General features: G+C 67.2%; 12 protein-coding genes and 3 pseudogenes. 3 read left to right on the top strand and 12 right to left on the bottom strand.

What is annotated here, in order from left to right; genetic code table 11:
- Positions 1-9: 9 nt before the first annotated feature.
- Together ACFQE0_RS11100 and ACFQE0_RS11095 are read right to left on the bottom strand one after the other, a co-directional pair.
- The gene (locus ACFQE0_RS11100; RefSeq protein ID WP_378969518.1) at positions 10-1,323 is read right to left on the bottom strand and encodes an ABC transporter substrate-binding protein; all 1,314 of its coding nucleotides are present in this window, start codon (positions 1,321-1,323) and stop codon (positions 10-12) included.
- Between the two features lie 80 nt (positions 1,324-1,403).
- Positions 1,404-2,466, bottom strand: a pseudogene (locus tag ACFQE0_RS11095) (ABC transporter ATP-binding protein).
- 431 nt (positions 2,467-2,897) lie between these two features.
- Here ACFQE0_RS11095 and ACFQE0_RS11090 point away from each other — a divergent pair.
- A pseudogene (locus ACFQE0_RS11090) lies at positions 2,898-3,359 on the top strand (sigma factor); the annotation flags it as partial.
- Between the two features lie 24 nt (positions 3,360-3,383).
- Here the strand turns inward: ACFQE0_RS11090 and ACFQE0_RS11085 are convergent.
- From ACFQE0_RS11085 to ACFQE0_RS11075, 3 genes are read right to left on the bottom strand one after another with little or no spacing between them, the layout of a single operon-like run.
- Positions 3,384-4,799, bottom strand: a complete 1,416-nt coding sequence (locus ACFQE0_RS11085; protein WP_378969515.1) for an MATE family efflux transporter — start codon at positions 4,797-4,799, stop codon at positions 3,384-3,386.
- Between the two features lie 9 nt (positions 4,800-4,808).
- Positions 4,809-6,140, bottom strand: a complete 1,332-nt coding sequence (locus ACFQE0_RS11080; RefSeq protein WP_378969513.1) for a lysine N(6)-hydroxylase/L-ornithine N(5)-oxygenase family protein — start codon at positions 6,138-6,140, stop codon at positions 4,809-4,811.
- On the bottom strand, positions 6,137-7,153 hold the full coding sequence (locus tag ACFQE0_RS11075; protein ID WP_378969511.1) for a GNAT family N-acetyltransferase: 1,017 nt from the start codon (positions 7,151-7,153) through the stop codon (positions 6,137-6,139). The genes ACFQE0_RS11080 and ACFQE0_RS11075 overlap by 4 nt, the downstream gene beginning before the upstream one ends.
- A gap of 144 nt (positions 7,154-7,297) precedes the next feature.
- On the opposite strand from ACFQE0_RS11075, the gene ACFQE0_RS11070 reads away from it, so the two are divergent.
- Both ACFQE0_RS11070 and ACFQE0_RS11065 read left to right on the top strand, forming a co-directional pair.
- Positions 7,298-10,126, top strand: a complete 2,829-nt coding sequence (locus ACFQE0_RS11070) for an amino acid adenylation domain-containing protein (RefSeq protein ID WP_378969509.1) — start codon at positions 7,298-7,300, stop codon at positions 10,124-10,126.
- Position 10,127: 1 nt separating this feature from the next.
- Positions 10,128-10,907: a GNAT family N-acetyltransferase gene (locus ACFQE0_RS11065; protein ID WP_378969507.1), complete on the top strand. Its 780-nt coding sequence runs from the start codon at positions 10,128-10,130 to the stop codon at positions 10,905-10,907.
- Between the two features lie 4 nt (positions 10,908-10,911).
- On the opposite strand, the gene ACFQE0_RS11060 is transcribed toward ACFQE0_RS11065, so the two are convergent.
- From ACFQE0_RS11060 to ACFQE0_RS11030, 7 genes and pseudogenes are all read right to left on the bottom strand, one after another.
- Positions 10,912-11,685: a ferredoxin--NADP reductase gene (locus ACFQE0_RS11060; protein ID WP_378969504.1), complete on the bottom strand. Its 774-nt coding sequence runs from the start codon at positions 11,683-11,685 to the stop codon at positions 10,912-10,914.
- Positions 11,686-11,703: 18 nt separating this feature from the next.
- The gene (gene fdxA / locus ACFQE0_RS11055) at positions 11,704-12,042 is read right to left on the bottom strand and encodes a ferredoxin FdxA (protein WP_378969501.1); all 339 of its coding nucleotides are present in this window, start codon (positions 12,040-12,042) and stop codon (positions 11,704-11,706) included.
- Positions 12,043-12,085: 43 nt separating this feature from the next.
- Positions 12,086-12,946: an ABC transporter ATP-binding protein gene (locus ACFQE0_RS11050; protein WP_378969499.1), complete on the bottom strand. Its 861-nt coding sequence runs from the start codon at positions 12,944-12,946 to the stop codon at positions 12,086-12,088.
- Positions 12,947-12,989: 43 nt separating this feature from the next.
- Positions 12,990-13,876 (bottom strand): annotated as a pseudogene (locus tag ACFQE0_RS11045) (ABC transporter permease).
- Between the two features lie 4 nt (positions 13,877-13,880).
- Positions 13,881-15,305: an ABC transporter substrate-binding protein gene (locus ACFQE0_RS11040; RefSeq protein WP_378975422.1), complete on the bottom strand. Its 1,425-nt coding sequence runs from the start codon at positions 15,303-15,305 to the stop codon at positions 13,881-13,883.
- A gap of 164 nt (positions 15,306-15,469) precedes the next feature.
- The gene (locus tag ACFQE0_RS11035; RefSeq protein WP_378969496.1) at positions 15,470-16,240 is read right to left on the bottom strand and encodes a Crp/Fnr family transcriptional regulator; all 771 of its coding nucleotides are present in this window, start codon (positions 16,238-16,240) and stop codon (positions 15,470-15,472) included.
- Between the two features lie 251 nt (positions 16,241-16,491).
- Positions 16,492-17,457 carry a HEAT repeat domain-containing protein gene (locus ACFQE0_RS11030; protein ID WP_378969494.1) on the bottom strand — a complete coding sequence of 322 codons (966 nt, stop codon included), beginning with the start codon at positions 17,455-17,457 and terminating at the stop codon, positions 16,492-16,494.
- Between the last annotated feature and the right edge of the window lie 8 nt (positions 17,458-17,465).

Raw genomic sequence — 17,465 nt, 5'->3', positions numbered from 1 at the left:
CCAGTTCCGTCAGGTGTTCCGGAAGATGCGGGTGGCGGCGCGCTCGGCGTTGCGGATGGCGCCCTTGACGTCCTCGCGACCCGTGCAATGGCTCGCGAACATGTCGACGACGACGAAATCCGCCAGCACGGCCGCGATGCGCTCGCTCACCGGGGCAAGCCCGCCCGCCGCCAGCGAGCGCCGCCCGGCCTCCGCGAACACCGCGTTCTTCGGGTCGCTCGTCCAGATCGGATTCTTCGGGTAATTCGAGAGCGGCTCGCACAGGTAACCCTGGGCGGCTTCCAGCCACGGCCCGTAATTGGCCGCCTCCATCATGAAGCTGATGAATGCCTTGCAGGCGTTCGGGGCCTTCGAATACTTGAAGGCGAGGATCGGGAAGGCGAGCTGGAACTCGGTCGGCTTGCCTGCGGGGCCGACCGGCCAGACAGCGTGATCCATGTCCTCGGCGAGTTTCGGGTTGTCCTTCTTGGCGGCGGCATAGATCGAGATGCCGTTATTCGTGAGGTAGAGGTCGCCCGCCAGGAACGCCTTGTTGTTCGAAGAATCGTTCCACGAAACCGTGCCCGGCACGAAGGTCTCGTAGAGAGACTTCACGTATTCCAGAGCCTTCGCCGTCTCGGGCGAGTTGATCACGATCTTCTCGTTGGCATCCACGAGGTTGGCGCCGTGGGACCAGAGCGCCCAGTGGCACCATGTGTTGCCGTCACCCGTGGCATGGCCGAGCGCAAAACCGGCGGGCGTGTTGTTCTTCTTCAGGCCGCGGCAGAGTTCGAGGAAACCCGCCGTGTCGGTAGGGAACTTGTCGAAGCCCGCCTTTTTCATCGCCGAGATGCGATAGTTCGGATAACCGCCGTTGAACGCCACTGGGATAGCGATCCACTTGCCCTTGACCTTGCCGTAGGCCTCCGCAGACGGGAACCACGGTCCATATTTCTTGGCGAGCGACTCCGCGACATCCTCCAGCGGCAAGCACTTGTCCGGGAATAGGGCGGGGAAGGAGAATAGGCCCCAGACCATGTCCGGCCCCTGCCCCGTATTGGCGGCAACCGACGCCTTGGGCTGGATGTCGTCGAAGGACTCGTTCGTCACCGTCACCTTCACGCCGGTCGCCTTGGTGAAGGCATCGACTAGCCTCATGAAGGCCTCGTCTTCGGCGGGGACGAAGCGCTTCCAGCGCAGCAGCGACAGGCTGGCGCCCGCTTCCGGCTTCCATTCGGCACTCTGCGCCCAGGCCCTGGCGAAGCCGAGGAGATCGCCTCCAGCGGCGAGGCCCGTCGCGGCGGCGGCGCCGGCGAGGAGGGAACGGCGGTCGAGAACGGTCATCCTGGGCGTCTCCCTCGAGTAATGGTCGTTCGCGGGGCATGGCGTGCCCCGATGCCTGGTTTGTAGGTCGGTTCGGCAGGTCAATTCGACAGGCGTCGGCCGGTCTCGGCGTCGAAGAAATGCACGCAATTCGGACGAAGGGTGACCGTCTCACCCGGTCGCTCGCGAACGCGGTCACGCAGGACGGCGGTGAGGTCCTGCCCCCCGGCACGCACCGCGAGCATGGTCTCGGAGCCGGTCGGTTCCACCACCACGACCTCGGCGGCGATGCCGTTCGGGGCGAGGTCGAAATGCTCGGGGCGGATGCCGAGGATGAGGGGACGCCCCTCGGCGGAAGCGGGCGCGCTCGTCAGGGGGACGGTCAGGCCGCCGTCGCTCACGAAGACGAGGCTCCCGTTCGAGCGGACCTTGCCGGGCACGAAATTCATGGCGGGAGAGCCGATGAAGCCGGCGACGAACAGGTTGTCGGGGCGGTCGTAGAGTTCGAGGGGCGCCCCGATCTGCTCGACGATCCCGTCATGCATCACCACGATGCGATCGGCCATGGTCATGGCCTCGATCTGGTCGTGGGTGACGTAGATCGTCGTGGTTTTCAGACGCTGGTGCAGGCTCCTTGATCTCGGTGCGCATGGCCACGCGCAGCTTGGCATCGAGGTTCGAGAGCGGCTCATCGAACAGGAAGACCTGCGGATCGCGGACGATCGCCCGGCCCATGGCCACGCGCTGCCTCTGGCCGCCGGATAATTGGCGCGGGTAGCGGTCGAGGAGCGGGGCGAGGCCCAGGATCTGCGCCGCCTTGGCCACGCGCTGGTCGATCTCGGCGGCGGGCGCCTTCCGGATCCGCATGGAGAAGGCCATGTTCTCCCGCACCGTGAGATGCGGATAGAGCGCGTAGTTCTGGAACACCATGGCGATGTCCCGCTCCTTGGGCGGCACATCGTTGACGACGCGGTCGCTGATGCGGATCTCTCCGCCGGAGATGTTTTCCAGCCCGGCGATCATCCGCAAAAGGGTCGACTTTCCGCAGCCCGACGGGCCGACGAGGATCACGAACTCCCCGTCACGGATGTCCACCGACACGCCGTGAAGGACATTCGTCGATCCGAAAGCCTTGCGAACCTCGCGGATTCCCACCGAGGCCATGCTTCCTCCCGATCAGGGCCGCTCTGTCGGCAGCTCCGTAGACAGCAGTACAAAGCAGCGTTGGGGGGAAAGCAAGCGGTCACTTGCACCATCCTGCATAATGTCTTCGATCTGTCAGGTAGTCCGGGGATAACCCCTGCCGCGCCGCCGCTGAACTCATCACTGCACTGCAAAATATCTCCCGGCGTCTCTCACAAGGGGCGCTTATCCCAGGTTATGGGCGTCGATCCGACCGTAACGGCGGCTCCGCCGTCAGCGTGTTGCGCCACCACTCCGCAACGAAGAGAAGCGTCGGCTGCCTTCTACAGATTAGGATAATATTACACAGATCAACTACTATAGGACGCTGTTTTTAATCGTTTTAATTTGGAAACATAGCGGTTGTTCGCAAATTCGGGGGCGTGTTAGCTGCGAGACAGTCAGAATACGACATGGGTCTCGCCGTGCTACCGTCTCCTCACCATGAAGCGGGCGAGCCTAGTCCGGCAGCCGCCGCGAAGTACGTGGCCACGCTCGAGCGGTACCGCTCGGCCTACCTGCACAAGGCGCGTCGCATCCTCGATTGCCCGGCCCTCGCCGAGGATGTGGTGCAGGACGTCATGCTGCGGATCATCGCAGATCCGCCACAGGCCGAGGCCGGGATGGAGGCCGCCTATGTCGGGCGCATGGTCCGCAACCTTGCCCTCGACCGCGCGAGGCGGCGCAGCTTCGAGCGGCGGCTGTTCTCCACGCTCGACGTCGCGCCGGATCCGGTCGATGCGGCAGGGGGCACGCCGGAGACGGCGGCGGCCTCGCGGGAATCCCTCTTGAGGGTCGAGGCCGCCGTCGCCGAACTGCCGGAGCCGACCCAGACGGCGTTTCGTCTCCACCGGGTGGAGGGCGTGCCGCAGATCGAGATCGCCCGGAAGCTCGGAGTCTCACGCGCCCTGGTGTGCGGGCTCGTGCGAAGGGGGCACCTGCACTGCCTCGCGGCCCTCGACCGGCGCTGCGCCGATTGTCCGGCAGGCCTCCGCCGCCCATGCGAGCATCAACAGAAGGCCCAGGCCATCCGCGCAGAACTCGGCCACGATGCGACTCATGAGTACGCCGTCGTAACCGAACAGGGTCGGAAAGATCAGCAGCGGCGGGATCAACGCCAGCCCCTGCGCCGCCAGGGATACGGCGGCGGCCCGGCGCGGCGCGCCGATCGCCTGGAACAGGGTCGCCGCGGCGAGTTGTAGCCCGACCGGCATGAAGGCGACCGCAAAGAACGCGACCGCGCGAGCGCCCTCTCGCGCCGTCTCCGGTTCCTGCGCGAACAGGGAGACGAGGGGCCGCGCCAGCAGGATCATCAGGCCCCCGACGACGAGGCCGTAAGCGAGCGACGCCGCGACGGTGAAGCGGAGGGCGTGGGCCAGCCGGTCGCTGCGTCCGGACCCTGCGGCGTGGCCCAGAACGGCTTGCGCACCGGCCACCAGCCCCAGAAGCGGCAGGGCCGCCACGAGCGTGAGCCGCAGGGCGATGCCCTGGGCCGCCACGGCGGCCTCGCCGTAGGGGGCCGCAGCTTCTACGAACAGGGCCATGGCGAAGGCGGCGAGCAGGCTCGATCCCGTCACGGGCACGGCGAGCCGCAAAGCCTCGCCCAGCAGGCCGGGCGTGCCCTGCCAGGGAGAGCGTAGCCGCAAGGCTCCGCGTCCTTTGGCGAACCATGCGACGTAGGCCAAGACGCCCAGGAGCTGCGACCCGACTGCCGCCCATCCGGCACCTGATGTGCCGAGGCCGCAGAGACGGATCAACACCCAATCGAGCAGGATGTTGAGGCCGAAGCCCCCGATCATGATCGCACCGCTGAGCCGCGCATGGCCCTGCGCGCGAACCACGAAGCCGCCGACGATCATCACCAGCATCAGTGCCGTCCCGACGGTGGAGAGCGCGGTGTAGGGCGCGGCGGCGGTGGCGAGGGTCTCGTCGGCGCCGAGGAGCCGGAGCCATGCGGGCGTGTCGGCAAGGATCGCGACGGTGACGACGCCCCCCATCGGCAGGGCGAGCCAGAAGCCGAGGGCGGCGGCGGCCCCCGCGCGGTTACCATCGCCCGCACCCAGAGCCCGCGCCACCTGAGAGGCCGCGGCGACCCCGGCGCCGTATCCGAGTGCCGCGACGAGCAGCGTCACCGGATAGGCGATGGCGATGGTGGCGATCGCGGTCGCGCCGAGATCGGCGACGAACCACGCATTGACGAGCATCTGCAGGGCATGGGCCGAGATGCCGAGGATCGCGGGACCGGACAGTCTCAGGATCAGGCGGACAATCCCATCCTCCGCGAGGTCGATGGGGCGGCTGCGCGGACGAGTCATCACTCGGCTCTACTGGCGGATCGCGGCGGGACGGATGGCGGATCGGGCCGCCTGCTCCTCCCCGAGGATCGTCTGGGTGATGGCGCCCGCACGCACTGGCAGGATCGAAAGCAGCGTCTCGGTCAGCCCATGGGTCGGCTCGCTGAAGCCTTGCAGGTGCAGGCTCACGCGGGGTTCGGAGGGGTGCAACGGCAGACGGTAATGGCGGTCGGCGGTGTCGCTGGCGAGGAACGGGCGGAGCGGTTCGAGGATCGCGGGGAGAGCCGCCCGCTGGTAGCCCGTTGCGCAGACGATGGCCGCGTAAGCCTGCCGCTCCTCCGTCCCGGCGACGGTATCGCGCAGGGTCGCGCACAGCCCCTCCCCGCTCTCCTCCAACGCCGTGGTCTGCGTGTTCCGCAAGAGCCTGTAGCGTGCATGGCCGCTCACCTCCTGCTCGTAGAGGGTGGCGTAGAAGGCTTGGATCAGATCCGCATCGACCACCGCATAGTTCGTGGACCGATGGGCGGCGATGAGGTCCGCGCGAAGCTCCGGCGACGCATTGTGGATGCGGTCCACCGAGGCCGGATCGAAGATCTCGTTGACGAACGGGCTGTCGTCGGCAGGCTTCAGGGCAGGCGCGCGGATTGCAAGGTCGATCCGCGCGCGGGGGTAACGCTGGCCGAGGTCGGTGACGATCTCCACAGCGCTCTGACCGCCGCCCACCACAAGGATGCGCGGCTCCGGCCCGTCGAGGCGTGGCGCCCCGAGCGCCTGCGCGATGCCAGGCAGATACCACGACGAATGGATCACCCGCCGGTCGCGCAGATGCGCGGCGAAGGGCTCCGGAACCGCCGGATCGCCCCCCGCCGCAACGACGAGGTGGCGGCAGCGACGCGAGCGGCGGGTGCCCGAACCGTCCTTCGCCTCCACCACGAAGGCGGCGAGGCGCCCGTCCCGGGTTTCCGGGCGGACGATTTCGACCGCCTCGCCATAGGCGACGGCATCCGCGAAGTGGTCCGCCGCCCAGGACAGGTAATCGTTGTATTCGACACGCGACGGGTTGAACGTCTTGAGGTTGAGGAAGGTGGTCAGCCGCCCTTTCACATGCAGGTAATTCAGGAAGCTGAACGGGCTCGTCGGGTCGCGTAGCGAGACGAGGTCCTTCACGAAGCTGATCTGCATATCCGCGCCGGGCAGCATCATGGCCCGGTGCCAACTGAATTGGTCCTGCCGCTCGATGAAGCGGAAGGAGGGTCGCAGGGAGCTGCCCGCCATCGCATCGCGCAGGGCGATGGCGAGCGACAGGTTGGCCGGACCGAAGCCGATGCCGATGATGTCGTCGGTGGTGGGATGATCGGTCATGGTTCGCCTCTATCGGCAGAAGGACGCTCATCGACCGGCACGACCGGAGGTCGCGCCGTCGCATCGGCGGCAGCCGCGCCGGGCACCCAGAGCCTGTCCTGGAAGAAGTGCTCCCGCGTCAGCGAGACGAGCGCCGCGCGCTTGTGCGGGAAATCGATGGTGGCCAGCGTGCCGAAGCCGGAGGCATGCAGGTTGCGGATCTGCTGGGCGTGATCCGCCCGTGGCTCACCGACGATGCGTTGCGTGCGCGGCTCGTCGAGGAACATGTAGTGCATGAGCGAGGGCAGCCACGCCGACAGGGACGCGCGCCCCCGCACATCCGGATCGCCGATGGCGACATGCCAACCGCGATCGTAGGGACCGGATTCGTAGAGCGGCCCCAGGCGGCTTTCTCGCGCCCAGTACAGCTCGAAATAGCCGAACGGCTTGCCGTCGAGACAGCCGAACAAGGGCAGGGACGCGGGGTCGGCCTGAAGCTTGGCGATGTAGCCCTCATGCGCCGAAAGGGGGCCGCTCTCTTGCCAGACCGCATCGACGCGGGGATCGTTCATCCAAGCGGAGAACAAGGCGACATCGCCCGGCTCGGTCATGGTGCGGAAGCTCAGGGTCCGGCCGAGCCAGGGAATGGCGCGGGCATAGACGGTCCCCGCCGGTGTCTCGGGCCGTAGCGGGTGGCGCCGCCCACCGGTCGCGGTGAACAGTTCCGGAAAGGGCGGCCGGGTGGCCGGGAGCCAGCGTCCGGCGCATTGCCAAAGCAGGCCGGGCAGGATCTCGGCCCCATCGCCGCGCCGCCGCGCCGCGCCCATTGCGATGAGCCGATCGCGAACGGACGGCTCGGCCTCGATGGTGATGCGGTATGCGCGGGTATCGCTGGCGGTCAGCACCTCGGCGCGCGTCAGGATCGCGCGAACCGCCTCTCCCGGGGTAAGATCGCCGCTCACGCGCAGGATCGGCGCTTCGCGGCTGCCAGCGACCGTCACCTCGTCTGCTTCCGATGTCGTCAAACCGGTCATTCGCCCTCCCGCATGTCGTCGGCATCCCCCTGACGGATGGGCCTGGGCACGGTTCAGCGGAATTTTTGCGCGAGCCCGCCGTGAACGGCGCGAAGGGTCGTTCGTCAGACCTGTCGAAGCCTCGGATTGCGCGGGAGTTGACGGATGGACGAACAACCCGGTGCGGACTGGACCTCGGGCGCCCTGCTGGTCGCCTTCAGCGAGGCTGGGCACGGGTCGCTCTGGCCCGCGACGCGTCCCCTCCCCGAGGGATGGAGATCCGTGCATGGCCCCTGCGGGATCGCGGAGGCTCGCGAATGGATCACCGACCCGGCGAATGCTCCGCCCATCGGCCGCGCACGAGCGATCGCACCGGATGCGGATCGCGAGAGTGTGCCGGAACGCCTCGCTCGCCTCGCCGCCCTGTCGCCCGAACGCCCGGCGATCCTGTTCGGCCACGAGACCCTGAGCCGGGGCGAACTCGATGCGGCGGCTGCGGCGATCTCATCCAGTCTGGCTGCGCGGGGCATCGGCCAGGGACGCCTCGTCGCGGTGGCTCTGGAGCGGTCTCCGCAACTCATCGGCGTGCTGCTCGGTGTGCTTCGGGCGGGGGCGGCCTTCCTGCCCGTCGATCCCGCTTATCCAGCAGCACGGGTGCGGATGATGCTGGAGGATGCGGGCATCGCCCATTGCATCACGTCGTCCGGAATCGCCGAGCGTCTGGCGCTCCCTTCGGAGATCGAACGGCTCGATCCCGCCGCCCTCGCCCAGGCCGATCCGGCTTCTGCCCCGGCCCGGATGCCCTCGCCGGAGGACCCGGCCTATCTCATCTACACGTCGGGCTCGTCCGGGCGGCCGAAGGCTGTTCTGGTCGAGCACGGCCCTCTCGCCATGCATTGCCGCACCACGGCCGATGCCTACGAGATGGACGAGACCTCGCGCGAACTGCACGTCCTGTCCTTCGCCTTCGATGGGGCGCACGAGCGCTGGATGACGCCCCTCATCGCGGGCGGCTGCATCGTGCTGCGCGGGCCCGACCTCTGGACCGCCGCCGAGACCCTGGCTCAGATCCGCCGCCACCGGGTGACCCATGCGGGCTTCCCAACGAGCTTCATTGGCCAAGTGGCGGATTGGGCGGAGCGCCTGGGCGAGGCGCCGCCGGTGAAGGTCTATTCCTTCGGCGGCGAAGCCATGGCCCGCGAGACCTTCACCCGGCTCGGCCGCGCCCTGAAGCCCCAGCTGCTGATCAACGGCTATGGGCCGACCGAGTGCGTGATCTCGCCCCTGATCTGGAAGGTAAAGCCGGGCGAGACCTTCACGGAGGCCTATGCGCCCATCGGCGGCCCGGTGGGCGCGCGAGAAGTCTACGTGCTCGGGCCGGACCTCGAACCCGTGTCCGAGGGCGAGACCGGTGAATTGTACATCGGCGGGGGCCTCGCACGGGGCTACTGGCAGCGCCCCGCGCTGACGGCAGAACGCTTCCTGCCGAACCCCTGGCTGCGCGACGGCCGGATGTATCGCACGGGTGACCGGGTGCAGCGGCGGGCCGACGGGAGCCTCGCCTTTGCCGGGCGAGCGGACGATCAGGTCAAGATCCGGGGCCACCGGATCGAGATCGGCGAGGTCGAGGCCGCCCTCCGCGAGCTCCCGGCCGTGGCCGATGCCGTGGTGCTCCGACGCGAAGGCCCCGCCGGACCCTACCTCGCGGGCTATGTGGTACCTGCCAGGGGGCGCCGGGCGGAAGCCGGACGCCTGCGGGCCGCCCTCGCCCGCCAGCTGCCCGAGCCGATGGTGCCCGCGAGCCTCACGCTCCTCGCCCGGTTGCCGGTGACGGCCAACGGGAAGCTCGACCGCAAGGCCCTACCCAACCCCGCCGCCGGAGACGAAGGGGGGCGTGAGCCCACCACCGCCACCGAGCGGCGACTCGCCGGGATCTGGTCCGAGGTGCTGGGCTACCCCATTCGGGATGCGGACAGACGCTTCTTCGCGTTGGGCGGCGATTCCCTCTCGGCCCTGCGGCTGGTCGGGCGCCTGCGCCTCATCGCGCCCCGAGGCGGGATCGGCGTCGCCGACCTCCTGCGCGATCCGAGCATCGCCGAACTCGCTGCCCGGATCGACGCCGGGGCATCGACCGACGAGGACAGCCTCGCACCGATGGTACGTCTCTCGGCGGGTCGGCCAGGCAGTGGAAAACCGCTTCTCGTCCTGTTTCCCGGCCTTCTCGTCAGCACCCGTGAATACGAACCGCTGGTGCAGAAGCTCGGGCCGGATCAGGAGGCGCACGGCTTCCTATGCGCCTCCCTCATCGAGGAGGTGCGGCCCCTGCCCCCGGTGGCCGACTTGGCTTCGGCCTATGCCAGGCGGGTACGCGGCCTGATGCGCGGCCGGTCCGGACGCTGCCTGTTCCTGGGCTGGTCCTGGGGTGGCGTGCTCGCCTACGAAACGGCCCGCCTCCTCGGGCCGGCCTTCCCACTGGACGGCGTCGGCATGCTCGACGCCTGCGGCCTCGAAGCCAACTTCGCCCCCGGCGCCGGCCGCCCCATCGATCGTCAGGAGCGGGCGACGTGCGACGCCATGCTCGCGGATTTCCTCGCTCGCTCACCGATGCGCTCGCATTGGGAAGCCCTGCGGACCCGCATGGATCCCGAGGCCGAAGGGCAGTTCCTGCGCTTCCTGGCGGCCGAGCCGCAGCCGCTTCCGACTGACGGTCCGGAGGTCGGAAGCCGAGAGCGGATCCTCTGGACCCTGATCGACCACGCCCTGCAGTTCAGGGCTCTGCGCCTGAAACCGGGCTCGGTCCCGATCCGCAGTTTCGTCGCCGAGGAGTCTCTTACCCGGTCGCTCCCGGTGATCGATTGGGGGCCACTGACCGATCGTCTCCTCTCGGTCGAGACCGTGCCGGACACCGACCACCTCGACATCGTCCTGTCGCCGCATCTGCACGAACGGATCGCCGACCTGACGAGCCGCGAGCTCGCCTGGGACGTCGCCTGACATGATGCGCCCACGGGACCCCACCTACGACACGCTGCGCAGGACGCATATCGAGGCGCTAACAGGCTCGTTGATCGACGGGGCGGAGCGCGGCCCCGGCGAGGCGGGCTATGCTTGGTCGCGCGGCATCGCGGACCCCACGATGAACTTCGCCTATGGAGTCCGCACTCCGGAGCAATTCGCCTGGGCAGGAGCGGCCGCCCTCGGGCGCGGTCGTGCCCCCGCCTTCCTGGCGCAGGATGACGGCGAGGTTGCGGATCTGCTGCGCCTGTTCGCGCCCGCCTCCGTCTTCCCGGCAAGTTGGATGGTCGCGAAGCCCCTGCCCGCGACGAACGGCGCGGACGAGGCCGTGAGCGTGCGAAGCGCCCCGTCTCCGGGGGCGGATTTCGAGCGGGTCTTCGCCAGCATGACCGCCGACCCCGCCGTGCGGATGCACCTGCAAAGGACCTACCTGCCCGCCCTGCGGCGGGCACGGGTGCGGCCCGGCCTCGTCCCCCTGCATCTCACCCTTCGAGACGCCACCGGACCCGCCGCCTGCGCCAGCCTCTACCTGAGAGGGGAAGCGGCCGGGTTGTACAATGTCAGCACCCGGATCGACCGGCAAAGGCGCGGTCTGGGCCTCGCCATCGTTCAGGCGGCGCTGAGGGAGGCGCGAGCGCGCGGTGCGGCCTACGTGTTCCTGCAATGCCCCGCAGGAGGAGCGATCGAGGGGCTCTATGTCCGTGCGGGGTTCCGGACGGTCCATTCGCCCACCCTGCTGTGCACGAGCCTGACGGGATAGGTGCCTACTTCTCGACGAAGGCCTTTTCGATCACGAAGTGGCCGCCCTCGCCGTGGTTGCCCTCCTCGTAGCCGCCCTCGGCCAGGAGTTGGCGGGTGTCGCGGATCATGTCCGGCGAGCCGCACAGCATGAAGCGGTCGTTCTCGATCGACATCGGCGGCAGGCCGATATCCTCGAACAGCTTGCCCGAGACCATCAGGTCGGTGATCCGCCCGCGGTTGCGGAACGGCTCGCGGGTCACGGTCGGGTAGTAGATCAGCTGGTTCGAGATCATCTCGCCCAGGAACTCGTGGCTCGGCAGATCCTGCGTGATCGTCTCGCCATAGGCGAGTTCCTGCACTTGGCGGCAACCATGGACCAGCACGACCTTCTCGAACCGGTCGTAGGTCTCGGGGTCCTTGATGATCGACAGGAACGGCGCGAGGCCGGTGCCGGTGCCGAGCAGATAGAGGTGCTTGCCGGGCAGCAGGTTGTCGAGCACCAGGGTGCCGGTCGGCTTCTTGCCGACGATGATCGGGTCACCGACCTTGAGGTGCTGGAGCTTGCTGGTCAGCGGACCGTCCTGCACCTTGATCGAGAAGAACTCGAGTTCCTCCTCGTAATTGGCCGAGACGACCGAGTAGGCGCGCAGCAACGGGCGACCATCGACCTCCAGGCCGATCATCGTGAACTCGCCGTTGCGGAAGCGGAAGGCCGGGTCCCGCGTGGTGCGGAACGAGAACAGGTTGTCGGTCCAGTGGTGCACCGACAGCACCCGTTCCTCGTAAAACTTGCTCATTCCCTGCAACTCCCTCGCTCAGGCCGCCGCCGGGTCGGCCGCGCCAAAAACCTCGATGAGCTTGCCGTCACGCCCGTCCCATGCGGCGGCGTCCGCGGCCGGGTCGGTCTTCTCGGCGATGTTCGGCCAAAGAGCGGCGTATTTCGCGTTGAACGCTTTCCAGCCCGCCATGCCCGGCTCGGTCTCGGCCTTGATGGCATCGGCCGGGCATTCTGGCTCGCACACCCCGCAATCGATGCATTCATCCGGGTTGATGACCAACATGGTCTCGCCGACGTAGAAGCAATCAACCGGGCAGACTTCGACGCAATCCGTGTATTTACAGCGGATGCAGTTCTCGGTGACGACATAGGTCATCGTATCGTCCAATAGTGTTTGCAATGACCGGAGACGAAGGGCGCTACAGCACCGTCGCGAGGTCCTGACCTTCGAGATCGATGGCGAGGCCCTTCATCGCCTCGTCGCTGACCTCGCCGCCCATGGCGCGGATGCTCTCCTCGCGGATCAGCGACATGAGCCCCCGGCGCAGGCCGAGGAATTCCGAGGAGAGGGTAACGGCGGGCTGGCGCGGGCGCGGCAGGGGCACCACGATCTCCGCCTTGATGCTGCCGGGGCGCGCGGTCATCACGTAGACCCGGTCGGATAGGAAGATCGCCTCGTCGATATCGTGAGTCACGAACAGCACCGAGATCTTCAGGCGCTGCCACATGTTGGTGAGGATCTGCTGCATGATCAGCCGGGTCTGCGCGTCCAGCGCACCGAACGGCTCATCAAGCAGGAGAATGCGCGGCCCGGTGGCCAGCGCCCGCACGATGCCGACCCGCTGCTTCATGCCGCCCGACAACCGGTCAGGATAGTGGTTCTCGAAGGCCGTGAGGCCGGCGAGCCCGAGAAGCGTGCGGGCCTGCCGCTCGCGCTCGCTGCGGCGGATGCCCTTCATCTTCAGGCCGAACTCGACGTTCTCGCGGACGGTCTTCCACGGGAAAAGCGAATATTGCTGGAAGATCATGCCGCGTTCGGCGCTCGGCCCCGCAATCGCCTCGCCATCGACCGTCACTTGGCCCGAAGACGGCGTGAGGAAACCGGCCAGCGCATTCAGCAGGGTCGATTTCCCGCAGCCCGAGGGCCCGATGATCGAGACGAACTCCCCGGGCCGAACCGTGAGCGAGGCGTTCGAGACCGCCTCGACGGATCCTTCCATCGTCTCGTAACGCAGGCAGAAGTCGCGGACTTCGATCAAGCCCCGGCTAGGTTCGGCCATGGCGGATTCCTCGCTCGATGGATGTCGGGGTGTGGCCTCTGCCTCAGCGGGCGGCGGCCCAGGGCATGACGAGGCGTCCGGCGAGGCGGATCGCGAAACTCGATCCGAGGCCGAGAAGGCCGATCGTGATCATGCCCAGCGCGATGTCCGGATACTGGACCAGGGAATAGGCCTCCCACGTGAAGTACCCGATGCCGAACTGACCCGAGATCATCTCGGCGGCGATCAGAGAGACCCAGGCGACGCCCATTCCCACCGTCAGCCCGGTGAAGATCTGCGGCAGCGAGGCGGGCAGATAGACCTCGCGGAACACGGCGGGTTCGCTGGCGCCGAGGCAGCGGGCGGCACGCACCAGCACCGGATCGACCTGCGCCATGCCCTGCAACGTGTTGATCAGGATCGGGAAGAACGAGCCGAGGAAGGTGATGAAGACGATCGAGCCCTCGTTCGTCGGCCAGAGCATGATCGCCATCGGCACCCAGGCGATGGCCGGGATAGGGCGCAGCACCTCGCAGATCGGAAAGGCGATCTCACGCAGCAGCCGATAGCGGCCCATCAGCAGCCCGAGGGGCACCGCGATCCCTCCTGCCAGAAGGAACCCGAACAGGATCCGGCGGCAGGAGATAAGGACGTGATCGCCGAAGACCGGGCTTCGCAGGGCGATGACGGCGCGGCCGAGCACATCCATCGGCGTAGGGATGTTGAGGAAGCGCACATAGAGCGCCACGCGGTTCGCGGTCAGATATTGCCAGAGCGCGACGAACAGAACGAGCGAGACGAGCCCGATCAGCGCGGCGCGGAACTCCCCCTGTGCAGGCGCAGCCAGCGGCGGGCGCGGCCCCCTGCGGGATGGGCCGGTCGTGGCGGCGGGACGAGAACCGGGCGCATTGGCGCGGATTCGGGAGCTGGCCGGAGAGCAATGGCTTCCATGGGATCAGCCTCCCGTCACGGCGGCCTTCAGGGCCTCGTCGTAGGGCATCACCTTGCCGCCATCCTTGGCGGCCGCCTCCGCATCCTGCTTCAGCAGGAACGGCGCGATGCCGCCCTTGCCATCGACGACGTAGAAAGCCTCGCGGGCGAAGAGCTTGATGCCGCGCGCCGTGTCGAAGACGTAGGCGACGTCCGCGGCCTGCCCCTTGGCCTTCATTTCGTTCAAGGCGCCCAAGGTGCAGGCCGCGCTGGAATAGGGCTTGATGTCCCCGCCCTTCACCCAGATCTCGCCCGCCCTGCGTGGATCGGCGATCGGCTTCTTGCAGAAGCTATCCTCGCCGCTCACCTCGTAATTCGTGGTGGTGCCGCGCTGCCTCTCATAATCGAGCCCGCGCTCGGCGAAGACCTTGCGCAGATACTCGTCGTTGACCCACGGGCCGACGTCGAATTCCTTGATCCGGTCGAGCTTCTGGAGAACCTTTACGTCCTCGCGGGCGGCGTCGATCAGCGGTTGCTTGATCGTCGGATCGATCGTCATGATCCCGCCGGGGCCGAGGAAAATGTAGACCACTTCCTTGTCGGTGCCGGTCCAGGCCGAGATCTGTTCGGCGGCGCGCTTCGGGTTTTCCTTCACCCAGGCATCGGCATCGAGGATCGCCTTGATGTAGGCCTCCACGATCTCCGGATATTGCTTGGCGAAATCGGTGCGGACGACGACGCCGTGCCAGGTCGGAAGCTTGGTCTCGACGCCGTCGAACACCTTGCGGGCGAAGCCGCGGAACGGCAGCAATTCGGCGAAGGGGACGAAGTCGGCGTGGGCGTCGATCTTCTTCTCTTGCAGGTTGGTAGAGCCGACCTCCGGACTCTGGCTGACGAGGCGGAAATAGGTCGCCGGATAGCCCTTATCCTGCAACGCCTTCAGCACCATTCCGTGGGCGGCGGAGCCGAAGGGTACGCTGACCACCTTCCCCTTCAGGTCTTCGAAGGAGAAGTATTTAGATTCCTTATGGACGACGATGCCGTTACCGGATCCAAAAAGGTTGTAGGCGGCGACCGCGACGAGTTGCGATTGGCTTTCGGGGTTGTTCTTGAATGTCGCGCCATTCACAACGAGGGGATAATCGCCCATGGCGCCGAACTGAAGCTTGCCCGCCATCATGCCGTTCGTGACCGGCGGACCCGAGGTGAAGTTCTGCCAATCAAGCTGGATGGTCTTATCGGCGTATTTGCCGGTCTTCGGCAGATATTTTTCCAAGAGCTTCAGTTGCCGGATCACGACGCCGACGGTGGCGGTGTTGGTCGTTGTATCCTGCGTGCCGATGCCGACCGTGATGGTCTCGGCACGGGCCGGTGCGGTCGATCCGGCACTGGCCAGCGCGATCAGCGCGAGAGCGGATACTGACCCGAGTCCGGGAAACCGTCTTGCCATCGCCCGCTCCATCGTTTCGATCCGATGCCGCACCGGCATCGAGGGCATGATCGGACTCACTCACACGCTCATTCAATTGAAGACGGGCGGCGCGCGTCGATTAGTTGCGTAAATTGGCCGGGCAGCCCTGGATGTGCTCCCGAATTGGGCGATCAGCTTTCCGATTAGGCGCATTCCTCGCCACCGCGCATCTGAGCGAGGATATCCGGGCGTAGAACGACGATCTGCGTTCGCCGGGTGGCGACGACGCCCTGCTCGGACAGGCGCTTCAGGCTGATCGTCACCCATTGCCGGGTGGCGCCGACCATGTGGGCGAGGTCCGCATGGGTGAAGGTCGCCGCAATGACCGTTCCGTCCTCTTCCGGCACGCCGTAGAGGTCGCTGAGGTGCAGAAGCAGGTGAGCCAGCCGCTCGGTGATGGAGCGGGTGCCGAGCATCTGGGCGAGCGTCGAGTAGCAGCGCCCCTTGAAGGTCAGCCCCTCGATCACGCCGATCGCCAGCGTGGGGATCTGCGTTACGAGTTGCCGAAGCGCCTTACCCGGTAGGTGCAGGACGCTCGAATTGCTCGCGGCCATGCCAGACCATTTGTGCAAGCCCGTGCCGAAGACGTCCGGCCCGCCCACGAAATTCCCGGGATACCAATAGGCCAGGGTGATCTCCCGGCCGGAGGGTGCCGCGTAGAAGACCCGGATGCGCCCGCTCTCCACGAGCCAGATGCCGTCGTTCGGCGTCTCCTGCGTGAACAGGGTCGCCCCGCGATAGAGCACCCTCCTCCGCCCCTTTTCCATGACGAGGGCGATCTCGCGTTCGGTCAGCCCCTCGAGCAGGGGACGCTGACCGCCATTCGATTGCGGTGCCGCCTCGGGGAGCAGCAGGGCGTTGGCCTGTGCGGGCAACCTCGACGGGGATGGGCGAATCGGCGCCATGGTCTGCATAGCCGGCTCCTGCACATCATATGCGGCAGCGCAGCAAACCTTGTACCAGCTCTAAATTCAAGGGCATCCCGCCTATCGGGACGCGTCGGGGAATCTTTGGAAAGACTTTCGCTGCAACGGTTTAACGGGAGACGATCGAACTCTCCCGCCATTAAGCGCAAAGCGAAGCAATCCAGGGTACCAGGACACCTTTCGGCGTTCCGCTGCCCTGAATTGCTTCGCTTGCACCCGTCATGACGGAGGAGAGAGGGTCAGGGCCTCCCCTGACACCGTCCGATCGCCCAGTTGATCAGCTTGCGGACATCGGGGTCAGGGTCGTTCGCCGAGGCCTCCAGGGCGGCGAGGCCCCGGGGATCGGCGATCTCGCCCAGCGCTGCGGCGGCCTCCTTGCGGAGGTTGCTGACATCGGATTCGAGCGCCCGGCCCAGGACATCGACGGCGGCGCTGGCCTTGATCCGGCCGAGCGCATTCGCGGCCTTGGTTTGAACCTGCCAGACGGGATCCTGCATCGTTGCAATGAGCGGAGCCGTCGCCTCGGGCAGGCGGATCTTCGCGCAGGAGACGGCCGTCTCCTCGCGCACCTGCCAATTCTCATCGGAGAGCCCTGCGATCAGCGTCGAGATGCCAGGCCCGCCGGGCCGCAGGAAAACCAGTGCGGCCATGGTCGCGCGACGGACGCTCGGATCGGCATCCCCTGCCGTGGCGATCAGGGCGGGCAGCGCCTCCTCGGCCTTCAGATAACCAATGACGCCGAGTCCCTCGCGGCGGACCTCCGGATTCGGGCTCTGCAACGCCTTCAGCGCGGCGGACAAAGCGTCCGGTAGGACCAGTTCGCGCAGGGCCCGCAGAGCGGAAGCCTGCACGAAGGGGTCGGCATGCTCGGCCCGTTCAATCAGAAGCGGGCCGCAGGCGGGCTCCTTCTTCTCGGCCAACGTGTCGGCGGCGGTGCGGCGGACGGCCTCGTCGGCATCCTCCAGGGAGCGCACCAACCCCTCGACCACATCGGCGCCGTCATGCTCATCGAGCGCCTTAGCGGCGGCGGCGCGGACCGTGGCATCCGCGTCGGCCAGCCCTTTCAGGAGCAGAACCTTTGCCTCGGGGCCGACTGCCTCGGCCAGTTCCATCATGGCGACGCGGCGGACGCCGGCATCGGGGCTGGCGCAACGCTCGGCCAGATCGTCCAGATCGTCGTCGAAGGTGTCGAATACGGGGCTCATGGTCGGCC

This window comes from Methylobacterium komagatae, assembly GCF_042661665.1.
Taxonomy (GTDB): domain Bacteria; phylum Pseudomonadota; class Alphaproteobacteria; order Rhizobiales; family Beijerinckiaceae; genus Methylobacterium; species Methylobacterium komagatae.
Note: the sequence above shows the minus strand (reverse complement) of the source record. Positions and strands in the feature narration are given on the sequence as shown.